Source organism: Novosphingobium sp. (genome assembly GCF_030696665.1).
Classification (GTDB): Bacteria; Pseudomonadota; Alphaproteobacteria; order Sphingomonadales; family Sphingomonadaceae; genus Novosphingobium.
Genome location: NZ_JAUYRV010000032.1, coordinates 41,076 through 56,902, shown reverse-complemented (window position 1 = coordinate 56,902; position 15,827 = coordinate 41,076). Strand labels below are relative to the sequence as shown.

At 62.4% G+C, this 15,827-nt stretch carries 14 protein-coding genes; 10 read left to right on the top strand and 4 right to left on the bottom strand.

The genetic code is table 11. The features are described from left to right. Positions 1-21 precede the first annotated feature (21 nt). The 5 genes from Q8R81_RS08570 (at position 22) to Q8R81_RS08550 (ending at position 4,102) form a co-directional block, all read left to right on the top strand. The gene (locus Q8R81_RS08570; RefSeq protein WP_305617009.1) at positions 22-1,167 is read left to right on the top strand and encodes a sensor histidine kinase; all 1,146 of its coding nucleotides are present in this window, start codon (positions 22-24) and stop codon (positions 1,165-1,167) included. Between the two features lie 109 nt (positions 1,168-1,276). Beyond that, positions 1,277-2,074 carry a LytTR family DNA-binding domain-containing protein gene (locus tag Q8R81_RS08565; RefSeq protein WP_305617008.1) on the top strand — a complete coding sequence of 266 codons (798 nt, stop codon included), beginning with the start codon at positions 1,277-1,279 and terminating at the stop codon, positions 2,072-2,074. Positions 2,075-2,117: 43 nt separating this feature from the next. Further along, the gene (gene nadC, locus Q8R81_RS08560; RefSeq protein WP_305617007.1) at positions 2,118-2,984 is read left to right on the top strand and encodes a carboxylating nicotinate-nucleotide diphosphorylase; all 867 of its coding nucleotides are present in this window, start codon (positions 2,118-2,120) and stop codon (positions 2,982-2,984) included. Between the two features lie 12 nt (positions 2,985-2,996). Further along, the gene (locus tag Q8R81_RS08555; RefSeq protein ID WP_305617006.1) at positions 2,997-3,398 is read left to right on the top strand and encodes a hypothetical protein; all 402 of its coding nucleotides are present in this window, start codon (positions 2,997-2,999) and stop codon (positions 3,396-3,398) included. Beyond that, positions 3,350-4,102: a ribonuclease T2 gene (locus Q8R81_RS08550; RefSeq protein ID WP_305617005.1), complete on the top strand. Its 753-nt coding sequence runs from the start codon at positions 3,350-3,352 to the stop codon at positions 4,100-4,102. The genes Q8R81_RS08555 and Q8R81_RS08550 overlap by 49 nt, the downstream gene beginning before the upstream one ends. Positions 4,103-4,114: 12 nt before the next feature. On the opposite strand, the gene Q8R81_RS08545 is transcribed toward Q8R81_RS08550, so the two are convergent. Together Q8R81_RS08545 and gyrB are read right to left on the bottom strand one after the other, a co-directional pair. Next, positions 4,115-4,366, bottom strand: a complete 252-nt coding sequence (locus Q8R81_RS08545) for a hypothetical protein (RefSeq protein ID WP_305617004.1) — start codon at positions 4,364-4,366, stop codon at positions 4,115-4,117. Positions 4,367-4,407: 41 nt separating this feature from the next. Continuing rightward, a complete protein-coding gene (gene gyrB / locus Q8R81_RS08540; RefSeq protein ID WP_305617003.1) occupies positions 4,408-6,930 on the bottom strand; it encodes a DNA topoisomerase (ATP-hydrolyzing) subunit B in 2,523 nt (840 codons plus the stop codon). 196 nt (positions 6,931-7,126) lie between these two features. Here gyrB and Q8R81_RS08535 point away from each other — a divergent pair, with 196 nt between their 5' ends. The 3 genes from Q8R81_RS08535 (at position 7,127) to Q8R81_RS08525 (ending at position 10,885) form a co-directional block, all read left to right on the top strand. Continuing rightward, complete coding sequence (locus tag Q8R81_RS08535) at positions 7,127-8,557, top strand: M20/M25/M40 family metallo-hydrolase (RefSeq protein ID WP_305617002.1); 1,431 nt, start codon at positions 7,127-7,129, stop codon at positions 8,555-8,557. Between the two features lie 89 nt (positions 8,558-8,646). Continuing rightward, entirely contained in the window at positions 8,647-10,080 is a 1,434-nt protein-coding gene (locus tag Q8R81_RS08530) for a M20/M25/M40 family metallo-hydrolase (protein WP_305617001.1), read from the top strand. A gap of 169 nt (positions 10,081-10,249) precedes the next feature. After that, positions 10,250-10,885, top strand: coding sequence for an HNH endonuclease (locus Q8R81_RS08525; RefSeq protein ID WP_371135340.1), 636 nt, complete (start codon positions 10,250-10,252; stop codon positions 10,883-10,885). A gap of 4 nt (positions 10,886-10,889) precedes the next feature. Here Q8R81_RS08525 and Q8R81_RS08520 read toward each other — a convergent pair whose 3' ends face one another. Together Q8R81_RS08520 and Q8R81_RS08515 are read right to left on the bottom strand one after the other, a co-directional pair. Then, positions 10,890-12,122 (bottom strand): MFS transporter, encoded by a 1,233-nt coding sequence (locus Q8R81_RS08520; protein WP_305617000.1) that lies wholly within the window; start codon positions 12,120-12,122, stop codon positions 10,890-10,892. A 22-nt stretch (positions 12,123-12,144) separates the two neighbouring features. Beyond that, complete coding sequence (locus Q8R81_RS08515; protein ID WP_305616999.1) at positions 12,145-13,155, bottom strand: nitronate monooxygenase family protein; 1,011 nt, start codon at positions 13,153-13,155, stop codon at positions 12,145-12,147. Between the two features lie 306 nt (positions 13,156-13,461). Here Q8R81_RS08515 and Q8R81_RS08510 point away from each other — a divergent pair, with 306 nt between their 5' ends. Next, a complete protein-coding gene (locus tag Q8R81_RS08510; protein WP_305616998.1) occupies positions 13,462-14,151 on the top strand; it encodes a pentapeptide repeat-containing protein in 690 nt (229 codons plus the stop codon). Positions 14,152-14,173: 22 nt separating this feature from the next. Continuing rightward, positions 14,174-15,766 (top strand): hypothetical protein, encoded by a 1,593-nt coding sequence (locus Q8R81_RS08505; RefSeq protein ID WP_305616997.1) that lies wholly within the window; start codon positions 14,174-14,176, stop codon positions 15,764-15,766. The last annotated feature ends 61 nt before the right edge of the window (positions 15,767-15,827 follow it).

The following is a 15,827-nucleotide window of genomic DNA, read 5'->3' as shown; positions in this document are numbered from 1 at the left end:
CCAAACGGTTACAACCCAGTTATGGCAGCCTTGCCGTTCAGACCCACGCCGTTCTTCGGCAACAAGAACCGCGCTTTCTGGCGCCTGCAGTTCCTTGGCTGGGGCGGCGCGATGTTGCTGCGTGCGATGTCGTCTATCGCCAATGCGCAGCCGTGGTCGTTTCTGGTTATCGTCGCCATCGCCACGATCACCGGCTTTTCAATCTCGCTGATCCTGTCGGTGATCTACCGTGCGCTGATCAACCGGCGGCCGCTGGTCACCTGGGGCATCACGGCGCTTTCGCTGTCGTCAGCGGTGGGCCTTTATGCCTTTATCGATTCGTGGGTGATCAGCCTTTACCGGCAAGGTGGCGACGCCAGTTTTGCGCAACTGTTCCTCGGCGTGTTCTACCTCGATCTCACGCTGCTGATCTCGTGGACCGGATTGTATTACGCGATCAATTTCTTCCTGCAGGTGGAAGAGCAGAACGACCAGCTGATCCGGCTTGAGGCGCAGGCAACTTCTGCCCAGCTTGCCATGCTGCGCTATCAGCTCAACCCGCACTTCCTGTTCAACACGCTGAATTCGATCTCCACGCTGGTCCTGCTCAAGCAGACCGAACCGGCCAATGCCATGCTTTCGCGCCTGTCGTCGTTCCTTCGGTACACACTGGTGAACGAGCCGACCGCGAGGGTTACGGTCGCGCAGGAAATCGAGACGCTGAAGCTCTACCTCGATATCGAGCGCATGCGCTTTGAAGAGCGGCTGCGCACGGAGTTTCGCATCGATGATGCTGTGCGCAGCGCGCTTATGCCCTCGTTGCTGCTGCAACCTCTGGTCGAAAACGCGATCAAGTATGCCGTCGGCCCGCTGGAATATGGCGCGGAGATTACGGTTGAGGCGCAACTCGTCGGCCCGATGCTGCGGGTCACCGTATCGGACACTGGCCCGGGCTTGCCAGCGGGCACCGATCCTTCAACGGTCTTCGGCGTGAGCAGCGACAGCACCGGCATTGGTCTTGCCAACATCCGCGACCGTCTGGCCCAAGCCTATGGCGAGAACCAGCGGTTCGACATTTCTGACCGTCCGGAAGGTGGGTTTCAGGTCGTGCTTGAACTGCCTTTTGAAGCAAAGCCCGATGCGCCCGTGGCCATTCCTGCGCGCAAGCCCATTGGAGTGCCAGCATGACCAGGCGCATGATTTTGGGAACCGACTGCCGTCTGCACCGTCCTGCCATCAGTATATTCCCAACAGGGGAACCGTCACGGGGGCGCAACGTGATGCACAAAGGATTCGCATGACCATCCGCACCATCCTCGTCGATGACGAGAAACTCGCCATTCAGGGCCTTCAGCTCCGCCTTCAGGCCTTCCCGGATGTCGAGGTGATCGACACCTGTTCGAACGGGCGCGAGGCGATCCGCAAGATCAAGACCGAAAAGCCCGATCTGGTGTTCTGCGATATCCAGATGCCCGGATTTGACGGCTTTTCCGTGGTGAAGGGCGTGATGGAGATTGATCCGCCGCTGTTCGTCTTCGTCACCGCCTATTCCGAGCACGCGATCAAGGCGTTTGAAGCCAACGCGGTCGATTACCTGCTCAAGCCGGTGGAGGAAGACCGCCTTGCCGACGCGCTTGACCGTGCGCGCACGCGCATTTCGGAAAAGCGCGGGCGCGAAGAGGCGGACAAGCTCAAGATCGTTTTGGCCGAAGTCGCACCGGATTCCATGCCCGAGATCGAGGACGAGGGCGAGCCTGTGGCAGGCCGCTTTGAAAAGCTCATCAACATCAAGGATCGCGGCAAGATCTTCCGTGTCGATGTCGACACCATCGAACGCATCGAAGCTGCGGGCGATTACATGTGCATCTACACCGGCGACAATTCGTTGATCCTGCGTGAAACGATGAAAGACCTTGAGCGTCGCCTCGATCCGCGCGTGTTTCAGCGGGTCCACCGTTCGAAGATCGTCAATCTTGATCAGGTCCGGCAAGTGAAGCCACATACCAATGGGGAATGCTTCCTTGTGCTGGAAAGCGGCGCGGAAGTGAAAGTTTCGCGCTCCTATCGCGACGTGGTGGCGCGCTTCGTTCACTGACACTTTTCTCGACACGAACGGCGGGGGTGGTATTGGGCTGCACATGACCAGCTTCTCCATCCCCGGCTTCGATCTCGAAGCCTTCGTCGCCGCCACGCTTGCCGAGGATTTGGGCGAAGGCCTCCCCGGTGGAGGGCATGACGTTACCTGCGAAAGCGTGATCCCGGCAGACGCCCGCTTTACTGGCGTGATGGACAGCCGTGATGCGATTGCCGTTTGCGGGCTGCCCATCGCGGCTGCATTTTTCCGCGCGCTCGATCCTGCCATGACCATCGAAATTCTGGTGGAAGAGGGCGCGCGTGTTTCCCCCGGTTCCGATCTTATGCGGCTGGAAGGCAATGCACGGGCAATGCTCACAGCAGAACGCAGCGCGCTCAACACCGTGCAGCACCTGTCGGGCGTCGCAACGCTGACGCGGCAGTACGTCGATGCGATGGGAGTGACCAACGCCCGCTTGCTCGACACCCGCAAGACCATCCCCGGCCTGCGCCACCTCGAAAAGTACGCGGTGCGCACTGGCGGTGGCACCAATCACCGCATGGGTCTTTGGGACGCGGCGATGATCAAGGACAACCACGTTCTTGTTGCAGGCGGCGTGGGCGAAGCCGTGCGCCGTGCGCTTTCGGCAGGCGTGAAGGACGTGATCTGCGAAGTGGATCACATCGACCAGATCGAACCTGCGCTGGCCGCAGGTGCCACCCGTCTGCTGCTCGACAACATGGGGCCGGACCTGCTGCGAGAGGCCGTGGTCTTGGTTGCGGGGCGCGTGCCCTGTGAAGCTTCCGGCGGCGTTCGGCTGGACACTATCGGCGCCATTGCCGCATCGGGCGTCGATTACGTTTCGGTTGGCCGCCTGACCCAGAGCGCACCCGCCGCCGACATCGGCCTAGACTTCACACCGTTGGGCTGAGAGAACCCTTTCATGGCAGACAACCGCCCCATGACCATCCGCCTGTTTGAAGGCGGTGTTATCCTTAGCCAGCTTATGCGCATCGCCAATGTCGGCGCGCACATGGGTGCGATGGCGATAGCGTTAGAGATCAGCACATTGCAGGTGATGATCGGGCCGTTCGCCAATGCACTTGTCGCTATTGGCCTCGCGCTTGTCGTTTCGCGCGGACGCCAGCCTATAGGGCGCTGGTTCATCTCGGCAATCATCGCGCTTGATGTGATTGGCATTGGCGGCATTCCGGTGGTGGCCATCATGATCGGCATGCCCTTTGCCATCGTTTCTGCGCTCGCGATCCTGCTGATGCTGGTAGCGGGCGTGCTGATGTGGCTGCCTGCATCAAGCGCGTGGCTGAAGCAGGGCAAGGCGGGTTGATTCCGGTGCGCCGCACGCTCGCTTTCCTCGCCCTGACCCTTGCCACACCTGCGATTGCGCAGGGCTGGCAATGTGAAGTGCCGCCGCAGATCAGCGTGCCCGCGCTGCCCGAACCGGACGCGCCCCCGCGTGTCACGCCGATTACGGGCTATACCCTAGCGGCCAGCTGGTCGCCCGAGTTCTGCCGGACGCGCAAGGCTGATGCGCGCCATGCCACGCAATGTTCGGGCAAGCAGGGGCGCTTTGGCTTCGTGCTGCATGGCCTTTGGCCCGATGGGCGGAACGGCAAGTATCCGCAGTACTGCCCCTCGCGCCGCTTGCCCGATGCGCAGACCTTGCGCCGCAACTTCTGCACCACGCCGTCTGCCGATCTGATGATGCACGAATGGGTCAAGCACGGCACTTGCATGAGCGCTGATCCTGCCGCTTATTTCGACAAGGGCCGCACGCTGTTCCAGACCTTGCAGTTCCCCGACATGGCGCGCCTTTCGCGCACAGAAGGGCTGGATGCGGGCAAGGTTCGCCAAGCGATGGCTCTGGCCAATCCGCGCTTGAAGCCGGAGATGTTCCGCTTGCTGGTTGGCCGCAACGGCTGGCTGCGTGAAGTTCACGTGTGCTATTCGCGCACGTTCAAGCCCATGCGCTGCCCCACGGGCAGCGGCCCGGCGAATACGGTGCCGGTGAAGATCTGGCGTTCGTTCTGAGAGCTGGCGCGCTTAGTTAGTTTCGCGCGCTACCCGCTCTGCCAGTTCAGCGATTTCCGATGGATCAAGCAGCCACGTGCGTGTGGCCCGGCCTTCGCGGTGGATCGGCTTGGTGAGCAACATGCGCGCGTTGTCGCGCGCGTGAGGCTTGTAGAGGTTGTAGTGCATCGCGCAGTCGCGCACCGTGCCGATGATCGGCGCGCGGCCTTCAAGGTCGATCATGGTGGCGGGCTGATCCCACGGGATTTCGTCTGTAAACGCCATCGAATTGCCTTTTTGCGGCACCGGCCCGGTGCCGCCTTAAATCAAACGTCCAAGTTTGCCACGTTGAGTGCGTTTTCCTGAATGAATTCGCGGCGCGGTTCGACGATGTCGCCCATCAGGCGGGTGAAGATTTCGTCGGTTACGTCAGCGTCTTCAACCTTCACCTGCAGCAATGAGCGGATGTCGGGGTTCAGCGTGGTTTCCCACAACTGGTCCGCGTTCATTTCACCAAGGCCCTTGTAGCGTTGAATCGAAAGACCCTTGCGGCCGCCTGCGAACACCGCTTCGAGCAGTTCGGACGGGCGGGTGATGGCGTCCTTGACCTTGGCGGCAGGCGCTGCGGGGGCTTCTTCCTCACCCTCGGCAACAACCGCAGGTTCAGGCTCGGGCGCTGCGGTGCTGGCGCGGACCAAGCGGGCCATCCCGGCATAGACGTCGGCGTTTTCGGCAGCGAGCTTGGCCATCTTGCGCGCCTCGGCGCTCATCAGGAAGCCTGCTTCGATCATGTGGTGATCTGTTACCCCGCGCCACACGCGTTTCACGTGATAACCGCCTTCTTCTGATACTTCCACGCTCCAGCGTGCTTCGAGATCGCCCCGGCCCAGCCAGTCCGCCGCGCGAGCCAGCGCTGCATCGCGCGTGGCGGCGGGCATCGCCTGTTCGAGCGAGCCGGACAGGGCCAGCGCTTCGATGATCGTGGGGTTATAGCGGCGCGTTACAAAGCCCATCAGGCTGCGCAGGCGCAGCGCATGTTCGACTAGCGCTTCAAGATCAGGCCCGCTGCGCGCGCCACCGGTGGTTTCCAGCACGCGGCCAGCAAGCCCCGCTTCAACCAGATAGCGGTCAAGCGCGGCGTTGTCCTTGAGATAGACTTCGCTGCGGCCCTTGGCGACCTTGTAGAGCGGGGGCTGGGCGATGAAGAGGTGCCCGGCCTTGATGATTTCAGGCATCTGGCGATGGAAGAATGTGAGCAACAGCGTGCGGATAGGCGCGCCGTCAACGTCGGCGTCGGTCATAATCACGATCTTGTGATAGCGCAGCTTTTCGATGTTGAATTCATCGCGCAAGCCGGTGCCCATTGCCTGAATCAGCGTGCCCACTTCCTTGGACGAAATGATCCGGTCAAACCGCGCGCGCTCGACATTGAGGATCTTGCCCTTGAGCGGCAGGATCGCCTGCGTCTTGCGGTCACGGCCCTGCTTGGCACTGCCGCCTGCCGAGTCACCCTCGACCAGGAACAGTTCGCACTTGGCAGGATCGCGTTCCTGACAATCGGCGAGCTTGCCGGGGAGCGAGGCGATGTCCATTGCGCCCTTGCGGCGGGTGAGTTCACGCGCGCGCTTGGCGGCTTCGCGTGCGGCGGCGGCATCGATCACCTTCTGGATGATTGATTTGGCGTGGCCGGGGTTTTCCTCGAGCCATTCCGACATCTTGTCAGCCATCAGGCTTTCGAGCGGCTGGCGTACTTCGGAGGAGACCAGCTTGTCCTTGGTCTGCGAGGAGAACTTGGGATCAGGCAGTTTGACCGAGACGATGGCGGTCAGGCCTTCGCGCATGTCATCGCCGGTCAGCGACACCTTTTCCTTCTTCAACATGCCCGAGCGTTCGGCATAACCGTTCAGCGTGCGGGTGAGCGCGGCGCGGAACGCAGCAAGGTGCGTGCCGCCATCGCGCTGCGGGATGTTGTTGGTGAAACACAGCACGTTTTCGTAGTAGCTGTCGTTCCATTCGAGCGCGACTTCGATGCCCACGCCATCGCGTTCGGCCGAAATCGCCACCGGTTCAGGCATCAACGCCGCTTTGTTGCGATCAAGGTACTTCACGAAAGCGGCAATCCCGCCTTCGTAATAGAGGTCATGCTCCTTGACCTCTTCATGGCGCTTGTCACGCAACAGGATACGCACGCCGGAGTTGAGGAAGGCCAGTTCGCGGTAGCGGTGCTCAAGCTTGTCGAAATCAAACTCGAGCACGTTCTTGAACGTGTCGGTGCTGGCAACGAAGGTTACGCGCGTGCCCTTCTTGACGCCGCCCTTGCCGTTATCAGGCGCGGGGCCGCGCACGATCAGCGGCGACACGGCATCGCCGTGAGCGAACTTCATCCAGTGTTCCTGCCCATCGCGCCAGATCGTCAATTCCAGCCATTCGGACAGGGCGTTGACCACAGAGACGCCGACGCCGTGGAGGCCTCCTGAAACCTTGTAGGCGTTGTCGTCAGACGTGTTCTCGAACTTCCCGCCCGCGTGGAGCTGGGTCATGATCACTTCGGCGGCAGAAACGCCCTCTTCGGCGTGGATGCCGGTTGGGATACCGCGACCGTTGTCTTCCACCGAGACAGAGCCATCGGCGTTCAGTTCGATCAGAACGAGATCGCAATGCCCGGCCAACGCTTCGTCAATCGCGTTGTCCGAAACTTCGAACACCATGTGGTGCAAGCCCGATCCATCGTCGGTATCACCGATGTACATGCCGGGGCGCTTTCGCACTGCATCAAGCCCCTTCAGAACCTTGATGGAATCGGCGCCATATTCGTTGGCGTTGGGGATGTTTTCATTCGTACTGGCCATGCCTTGCACATAGGCACGAAAGGGCAAAAACCCAAGCGAATCCGGCCTGTTTTACACAGGGGCGGGCGCAATATGCTCCATCGTGGAGAAGGCTGGATTTGCAGGAGCGAACAAGGCGCTTTGAACCCCCGGCAAAACGTGGTGAATTGTGCGTACAACGGCCCTTTGCGGCCAATATTTCCGGGGCCATCTTTTGATGAACGTCACACGCGCACGCACCATCGCGGCCACCTTTGCTGCAACGCTCCTGTCCACCTCTGCGCTTGCCGCAGAAGTGCCGCTGCGGCCCGATCAGGCCGCATACCGCGCGCTTTACAAGGAGATGGTGGAAACCGACACGTCGATCACCACCGGCAGTTGCACCCTGCTGGCCGACAAGATCGAGAAGCACCTTCGCGCAGCGGGCTTTACCGAAGGAGAACTGCATCGGTTTGCCGTGCCGGAATTTCCCAAGGAGGGTGGGATTGTGGCCATCCTTCCCGGCACATCGAAAACCGCCAAGCCGATCCTGCTGCTGGGGCATCTCGACGTGGTTGTTGCCCGGCGTGAGGATTGGACCCGCGATCCCTACACCCTGATCGAGGAGGGCGGCTACTTCTATGGTCGCGGCACCGCCGATATGAAGGCGATGGACGCGATCTGGACCGACATGCTGATCCGCTTTCGCAAGGCGGGCGAAAAGCCCAAGCGCACGATCAAGCTGGCACTGACCTGCGGCGAGGAAACCGCAGGTGCGTTCAACGGCGCGGAGTGGCTTTCCAAGAACCGGCGCGAGCTGATCGATGCGGAATTTGCCCTGAACGAAGGCGGTGGCGGGCGCACCGACAAGGCGCTGGAAGATGGCGGCAAGGTTGTGGTCCAGAACATCCACGTGGGTGAGAAGACCCCGGTGGATTTCCGCATCGAGGCGACCAATCGCGGCGGACACAGTTCCATCCCGGTGAAGGACAACGCGATATACGATCTGGCGCGGGCGCTGGACAAGATCGCGGCCTATGAATTTCCGCTGATGATGACGGATACGACGCGCGCCTATTTCGGCAAATCCGGTGCGGTGCGCAGCGATGACATGGGCAAGGCGATGGTTGCCATCGTCGCCAATCCGCAGGACAAGCAGGCCGAAGCGCTGCTCAACACCGATCGCAGCTTCCATTCGATGCTGCGCACCACCTGCGTTGCCACACTGCTGGATGGCGGGCACGCTTCCAACGCCCTGCCGCAGCGCGCCGGGGCCAACGTGAACTGCCGCATCTTCCCCGGCATTGCGGCCGAGGAAGTGCGCAAGACGCTGGAGCAGGTGATTGGCAACCCCGCGATGAAGGTGACCCGCACCAGCTTCCGTGGCCCGGATGCGGTGCCGCCACCGCTTGATCCCAAAATTGTCGGCCCGGCGGAAAAGCTGGTGGCGAAGTATTATCCGGGCGTGCCGCTGGTGCCGGTCATGTCACCGGGTGCCACCGATGGCGTGTTCGTCGCGGCAGTGGGGATTCCCTCCTACGGCCCGCCCGGTCTGTTCAGCGACCCCGATGGATCGGGCGCGCATGGCCTGAACGAGCATATCTCGACCAAGGCGGTCTATACCGCGCGCGATCTGCTGACCGACCTGGTCCGCGCTTACGCGTTTTGAAGAAGTCGCCGCTTTCAAAGCCTTGCAACATCTGCTGAACTGCGTGTCAGCAGCGGCATCGCGCCGCATCTGCCAATGAGGGAAAATCCATGCGATCAACGCTAAAGGCTGCGCTTTGTGCGGGCCTTGCCCTTTCAGCCACCCTTGCCGCTACGCCTGCGCTGGCGGCGGACCAGCCGCTCAGCCCCGACCTTGCCGCGTTCCGCGACCTGTACCGTGAACTGATCGAGACCAACACTACGGTCAACAACGGCAGCTGCACCGAAGCGGCGGCGAAGATGGCAACGCGCCTTAAGGCGGCGGGCCTGCCCGACAGCCAGATCGTGCCGTTCTCGGTGCCTGAACATCCCAAGGATGGCGGTGTCGTGGCGATGATCCCCGGCACCTCGAAGGCGCTGAAGCCGATGCTGCTGATCGCGCACATCGATGTGGTAGAGGCCAAGCGCGAGGATTGGACCCGCGATCCGTTCAAGCTGATCGAGGAAGACGGCTATTTCTACGGGCGCGGCACGGTGGACGACAAGGCCCAGGCCGCGATCTGGACCGACATCTTCGTCCGCTTTGCCAGCCAAGGCTACAAGCCCAAACGCACGATCAAGCTGGCGCTGACTTGCGGTGAGGAAACATCGGGCGCGTTCAACGGCGCAGAATGGCTGGCGAACAACCGCAAGGATCTGATCGACGCGGCTTTTGCGCTGAACGAAGGCGGCGGTGGACGCACCAATGGCACGCCAGTTTCGAAGGGTGGCAAGCTGGAAGTGCAGACGCTGCAGGTGGGCGAAAAGGCCTATCAGGACTTCACGCTGACAGCGACAAACCCCGGCGGCCATAGCTCTCAGCCCGTGCGTGAGAATGCGATTTACGAGCTTTCCGAAGCGCTGCTGAAAATCCGCGCGTTCGAATTCCCCGTGGAGTTCAGCGACACCACGCGCGCGTTCTTTACCCGCGCGGGCGCGGCGCGCGGCGGTGAGGTAGGCAAGGCCATGCTGGCCATCGTTGCCAATCCGGCAGACGGCGCGGCACTGGCCGTGCTGCGGCAGGACAAGCAGCTCAATTCGATGCTGCACACCAGTTGCGTCGCCACGCTGGTCAACGCAGGCCATGCCCAAAACGCCCTGCCGCAGCGCGCCACCGCCAATGTGAACTGCCGCATGTTCCCCGGCCGGACGACCGAGGAAACGCTGGCCACGCTGGAAAAGGTTGTCGACAACCCCGCGCTGAAGCTCGTGCCCAAAGTGCTGGGCAAGCCGATTGCTGTGGTTCCGCCGATGGACCCGGCCATCGTTGGCCCGATGGAACAGCTGGCGGCAAAGCATTATCCCGGCGTGTTGGTGCTGCCCACCATGCTGACAGGCGCGACCGATGCGGTCTATCTGAAGGGTATCCCCACCTATGGCGTGCCGGGGGCATGGGGTGATCCCGATGGCAACGGCGTACATGGATTGAACGAGCGCATAGAAGTCCAGTCGCTCTATAGGGCGCGCGATTACCTGACCGATCTGGTCAAGGCTCTGGCCGGATAAGCAGCACGGCAAAGGGGGCAGGCTGTGGAAAGTGCAGCCTGCTCCCTCTTGACGGAGGACCGGCACAAGTGTCTGTTGAACCTATGCGTAACACAGCGGTCACGAGGCTAAGCCATGACTGCCCCTGCGGTGGCGATCCCGCCCCCGCGTTCAGGGATCGGTTCAGGGCGTGCTTCATAAGGCGCTGATCGAACGGGCGGCTTCGGCCAAGCCCCACAGCGGCGATCAAGCCGCTATAAACGACGTTTTGCAGAACGACAGGCACCTTGCCAATTGCCCTGCGCTGGTTCTGAACGCCGATTACACCCCGCTCAGCTACTATCCGCTCAGCCTTTGGCCGTGGCAGACAGCGATCAAGGCTGTGTTCCTTGAGCGGGTGGACATCATCGAAACCTATGACCGCGAGGTTCACAGCCCCGGCTTTGGCATGAAACTGCCTTCGGTGATCGCGTTGCGCCAGTATGTGCGGCCCAGCGAATATCCGGCCTTTACCCGCTTCAATCTGTTCCTGCGTGACAGCTTCAGTTGTCAGTATTGCGGCACGCACGAGAACCTGACGTTTGACCATATCGTGCCGCGCCGGTTGGGCGGACGCACGTCATGGGAAAACGTGGCTGCGGCTTGTGCGCCATGCAATTTGCGCAAGGGTGGGCGCACACCGGAGCAGGCAAGGATGCGCCTGATGAACCGCGCGATCCGGCCCACGACATGGCAGTTGCAGGAACGCGGACGCGCATTTCCGCCGAATTACCTGCACGAAACGTGGCGCGATTGGCTTTACTGGGATGTCGAACTGGAAAGCTGAGGCCTCAAGCCTTGCGGTCCAGCAAGGACGCGCCTTTCAGGAACAGCAGCAGCACCACCACGGTAACGCCCGCCGCAATCAGCAGCGGCATCGCCGGCAGCTGGACCGCCGCGTCCGGGCCGCTGAACCGCTCCAGCGCCTGTGCATAGACCGGCGGGCCGATGATCGCGGCGATGCTCCCGATGGATTGGACTGCGCCCTGCAATTCGCCCTGGCTGCGCGCGTCCACCGCGCGGCTGTTGAACGCAAGGATCGGCGATTGCACGAAGCCCTGCAACGATCCCACCGCAATCGCCACGTAGACCTGCCACGTTTCGACTGCGAGCATATAAAGCACTGCCGATGCGCAGACTCCGCCAACGCCCAGCATTACCGCGCGCCGTTCACCCAGCACCGGCAGAAGCAGGCGCAACCCCAAACCCTGCACCAAAGCGCTGCCAAGCCCGACCATTGCCAAAGCCAGCCCCACTTGTGCAGTGGTGAAGCCATAAGCGGCAATGGCGAAATAGGGCCAGACTGCGGGGTAGACGATGTGTGCCAGCTGCCACATGCCCAGCGCGGCCACGAACCACAGCACTGTCGGGCTTTGTCCCTTCAACGCTTGCAACGCTGCAAAGGCATTGGCCCGCCGCCACAGGAAAGGGCGACGGTTTGCAGGGATAAGCGATTCCTGAAGGAAGAAATACCCGAACGCCGCGTTCGCAAGGGCCAGCGCCGCTGCTGTATAGAACGGCAGGCGCGCATCGACCGATCCGAGCAATCCGCCCAGCGCCGGGCCGACGACAAAGCCGATGCCGAACGCCAGCCCCATTGTGCCAAAGGCGGCGGCACGCTTTTCCGGCGGGGTAACGTCAGCGATATAGGCATAGGCGGCTGAAAAGCTCGCCCCGGTAACACCTGCGAGCAGCCGCCCGATGATGAGCCAACCGAAATTGGGTGCCAGCGCCTGCAGCAGGTAGTTCAGGCCCAGCATCAATACCGCCGCCAGCAGCACGGGCCTGCGCCCGAACCGGTCCGACAGGTTGCCGATTACCGGGGCAAACACGAACTGCATGACAGCATAGCCCGCGCCCAGCCACCCGGCGTAGCCTGCCGCCGTGCCGATATCGACACGGGTCAGATCCATGATCAGCCCCGGCAGCACGGGCGATACGATGCCGAAGCCGAGCATGTCGATCAGCACGATTGCAAAGACGACCCCGAAGGATGCGCTTGAAGCTGCCCGGCCCTTTGCCATCTCGATTAACGCGCCATCGCGATCAGCGCCGCGAGAGCGCTATCTCGCTTTCAGCCATGAGTTGCGCGATGATTTCGGCCACCGGCTCTTCCTTGTTGACCATCCCGACCGATTGCCCGGCCATGACCGAACCGCGCTCAACATCACCATCAATCACCGCGCGGCGCAGTGCGCCTGCCCAGAAGTGCTCGATCTCAAGCTGGGCCTCGCCCATGTCGATCAGGCCTTCGTCCAGCCGCTTGGCCACTTCCACCTGCTTGGCGGTGAATTCCTCGGTGCCCTTGTTCTTCAGCGCACGCACCGGGATCACTGGGAGGCGCGGATCGACTTGCACCGATGCAATCGCATCGCGCGCATTACCTCGGAAAAATGCGGCCTTGAATGCCGGATGCGCGATGGATTCGGTGGCGCAGGCAAAGCGCGTGCCGAGTTGAACGCCGCTGGCACCCATTTCCAGATAGCTGGCGATCATCTCGCCCCGGCCGATGCCACCTGCGACAAACACGACGTGGTCTTCTGCCAGCGACGGCAGGAATTCCTGCGCGAGGACAGAGGTGGAAACCGGCCCGATGTGGCCGCCTGCTTCCGAACCTTCGATGACCAAGGCGTCCGCGCCGGAGCGCAGCAGCTTCTTGGCCAGTGCGAGCGTAGGCGCGAAGACCAACACCTTGGCGCCGAATGCCTTGATCGCCTCGACGCTGCCCTTGGGCGGAATGCCGCCCGCCAGCACCACGTGGCCGACCTTGTGCTTGGCACAGACCGCGATCAGATCGAACATCATCGGGTGCATGGTGATGAGGTTCACGCCAAACGGCTTGTCGGTCAGCGCTTTGGTCGCCGCGATTTCGGTATCCAGCAGATCAGGCGTCATCGCCCCACAGGCTATCACGCCAAAGCCGCCCGCGTTGCTGATGGCCGACACCAGATTGCGCTCGGAAACCCAGCTCATCGCCCCGCACAGTATGGCATGTTCGGTTCCGAGGAACTCCGCGCCGCGACGCATCATTGCAGAAGTCTTGGGGCTGGAAGTCATAAGTCTTGGTTCCCGTCCGGAAATTTCGCCGCGCTTTAGGGCCGGTTCGTGTCGGCAACAAGGCATGACTTGCGCCTTGATAGCCCTGGGCGATCACAGTGTCCGCTTTAACTCGTTTTGCCAATCACATGGGCGGGCCTATTGCGATGACAGGCAGGCGAAACGCCGCCACGGCTCCCGGGCCGAAATGCTCAATCTCCCCCTCATCGGGCAGGCCCCGGGTCGCACCCCGCCTTTCGGTTCCGGATCGGACCGGGAGGCGGGGTTTCGCTTTGGTTGGCGGTGTGGTTGCCCTAGGGCATGGCCATGAACGAAGTTTCTCCTGCCCGCACGCTGACCGGCCAGACGCTTGGCCGCCCGGACATTGCCGATATGGCGAGCCACGGCGTTCACCACCTGATCGATTGCGACGTGGGTGAGGTTGATCTGTCCAAGCTCGATCTGTCGGGCTGGACGTTCGAACGATGTGCTTTGCGCCACGCGGACCTCACCGGGACGAAGCTCGGGGGCACCCAATGGCGCGGATGCAAGGGTCCGTTTGCCAACTTCACCGGGGCCGACCTTGGTGAGGCGCAGATTTCTGCCTGTGATTTCAACAATGCAGCGTTTCGGCGCGCCAACATTGCATCGACCCGTTTCACGTCAACCCGGCTGACCGGGGCCGACTTCCATCTGGCGAAGGGCATGGGCTTTGCGTTTGAGGAAGTACTGCTCGTCGGCGCGCGGCTGCCCGGCCTGTCCTTCCGCAAGGAAGTGCTGAAACGGCTTGATCTGGCGCAGGCAGACCTCACCAAATGTGATTTTCGCGGGGCGGTGCTGGAAGGCTGCAGCTTGCGTGAAGCCAATCTGGACGGCGCGCAGTTCATGGGCGCGGACTTGCGTGGGGCCGATCTGGGCGGGCTGCAACTCGAAGACGCCCGCGTCTTTCGCGGCGCGGTAATCTCGCGCGAACAGGCCGAGCAATTGCTTTCGGGCTGGGGCTTGCTCATACGGTGAGCGGAGCAAGCCGAGGGGCCGCGTGGACAAGATGCAACTGCAGCGCCTGATCCCTCGCGTGGCTTGCGCCGTTGCGCTGTTCGTTATCGCCCTTGCGCTGTGGCGGCTTTGGGCAAGCCTTGCGATCAACAGCTTCTGGCAGGACGAACTGTTCTCGATGAACCTCGCGCGGATGCCGGAGTTCGGTACGATGCTGGCGACGGCTGCTTGGGACACACATCCGCCCACGTTTTATGCGCTGCTGTGGGGCTGGACGCACCTGTTCGGCTTTGGCGAAGTGGCGGCGCGCTTGCTGCCTGCGTTATGCTCGCTCGGATTGCTGGCTGCACTCGTCCTGCTCCCGCGCAAAGGAACCGCGCTGCTGCCGCGCCTGTTCGTCGTCATGCTGCTGGTGTCCAGCCGCTTCTGGACCGAGCATGCGGGCGAGGTGCGGTCCTATGCCGTGGTTGCGCTGATGCTGGCGCTTGCGGCGTTCGCCTCTTCGCGGCTGGTTGCGCAAGCGCCTGAGCGGAAAGAATGGGGCGGCTGGCCGCTGCTGTTCTTCCTGTCGGCCACGATTGCTGCCGCCATGCACCTGTTTGCGCTCTATGCAGCATCGTGGCTGTGCCTCGCGCTGGCGCTGATCCGGCCTGATCGCTGGAAGGTCGCATTCGCCGCGCTGGCTGGTGTTGCGATGGCCGGGGCGGCCTATCTGGCGCAGGTTCTGCTGTTCCACGATTTTGAATCGTCCGGCCTGCTGTTCGATCCTCAACCGGGTTTCCTGCGCAACCATGTGATGATCGGGTTGCGGTCTGCCGGTTTACCTCTGTTGCTGGGGCCTGCACTGTTGGTTGCGGGCGCGGCCATCGCATACGCGCTGCGCCGCGGTGCAACCAACGCTTCGGATAGACGGACCCTGCTGCACGATGCTGCGCTATTGGCGGGGCCGCTGATGGTGACGCTGGCGGGTGTTGCCGTCACGCTGATCGTGCCGAGTCTCAACTATCGCGGGCCGCAAGTCGGGCTGGTGCTTGGCTGGTGTGGGCTAGTCGGGCTGCTGGACCGCGCCCTGCGCGATTTTCCGCGCTTGGTGTCCGCCGGGCTGTTGGCCGCCGTCGCACTTTCCGCCGCGTGGCTGTTGAGCTGGCAGGGCCTGACACCTTTGCCAAGCCGGGCCGATTTTCGCGGCCTTGCTCGGCATCTCGCCACTCTCCCCGGCTGCCGGAGCGCTGTGATTCCGGTACTGCGCGATGCGCCCTCAGCGGGGCGGATCGAGTTGGCCACCGGCGAAGGCGTTCGCGTGCTGTTGCAAGAGCGGTTTGGTTACTACGATCCGCAGGCGCGCCATCGCTTCATTGCATTCCCGCTGATCCAAGGCCGCTACGCGCCAGACTTTGCGCCGCGCGCACTGGTTGCGGCCCGGATAGCCGGGAACGATTCCTGTCCGGTCCTCGCCGTCACCGCCGATGTGCGCGGCTATTCCCCAGCAAGGGTCGAAGACAGCATGCGCAAGGCCGTTGCGGCGAACGGTGGAGACCCTGCACGCCTCGAAGCGCACTGGTTCGTCTGGTATGCCGAAGCCCGGCCCAATCTGCCTGTCCGCCAGATTGCGGCGTTCACGCTGAAGCCGGAGTAGTGGCGCCCTGAACGCGAAAACCCCGGCCGTTCAGCCGGGGTTTCCTTCACTTTCCGCTTGG

Excerpts from the sequence above, each read along its gene's own strand:
- nadC (WP_305617007.1), top strand. The coding sequence starts at position 2,118 with ATGACCAGCTTCTCCATCCCCGGCTTCGATCTCGAAGCCTTCGTCGCC.
- Q8R81_RS08570 (WP_305617009.1), top strand. The coding sequence starts at position 22 with ATGGCAGCCTTGCCGTTCAGACCCACGCCGTTCTTCGGCAACAAGAAC.
- Q8R81_RS08530 (WP_305617001.1), top strand. The coding sequence starts at position 8,647 with ATGCGATCAACGCTAAAGGCTGCGCTTTGTGCGGGCCTTGCCCTTTCA.
- Q8R81_RS08545 (WP_305617004.1), bottom strand. The coding sequence starts at position 4,366 with ATGGCGTTTACAGACGAAATCCCGTGGGATCAGCCCGCCACCATGATC.
- Q8R81_RS08520 (WP_305617000.1), bottom strand. The coding sequence starts at position 12,122 with ATGGCAAAGGGCCGGGCAGCTTCAAGCGCATCCTTCGGGGTCGTCTTT.
- Q8R81_RS08515 (WP_305616999.1), bottom strand. The coding sequence starts at position 13,155 with ATGACTTCCAGCCCCAAGACTTCTGCAATGATGCGTCGCGGCGCGGAG.
- gyrB (WP_305617003.1), bottom strand. The coding sequence starts at position 6,930 with ATGGCCAGTACGAATGAAAACATCCCCAACGCCAACGAATATGGCGCC.
- Q8R81_RS08510 (WP_305616998.1), top strand. The coding sequence starts at position 13,462 with ATGAACGAAGTTTCTCCTGCCCGCACGCTGACCGGCCAGACGCTTGGC.
- Q8R81_RS08565 (WP_305617008.1), top strand. The coding sequence starts at position 1,277 with ATGACCATCCGCACCATCCTCGTCGATGACGAGAAACTCGCCATTCAG.
- Q8R81_RS08555 (WP_305617006.1), top strand. The coding sequence starts at position 2,997 with ATGGCAGACAACCGCCCCATGACCATCCGCCTGTTTGAAGGCGGTGTT.
- Q8R81_RS08535 (WP_305617002.1), top strand. The coding sequence starts at position 7,127 with ATGAACGTCACACGCGCACGCACCATCGCGGCCACCTTTGCTGCAACG.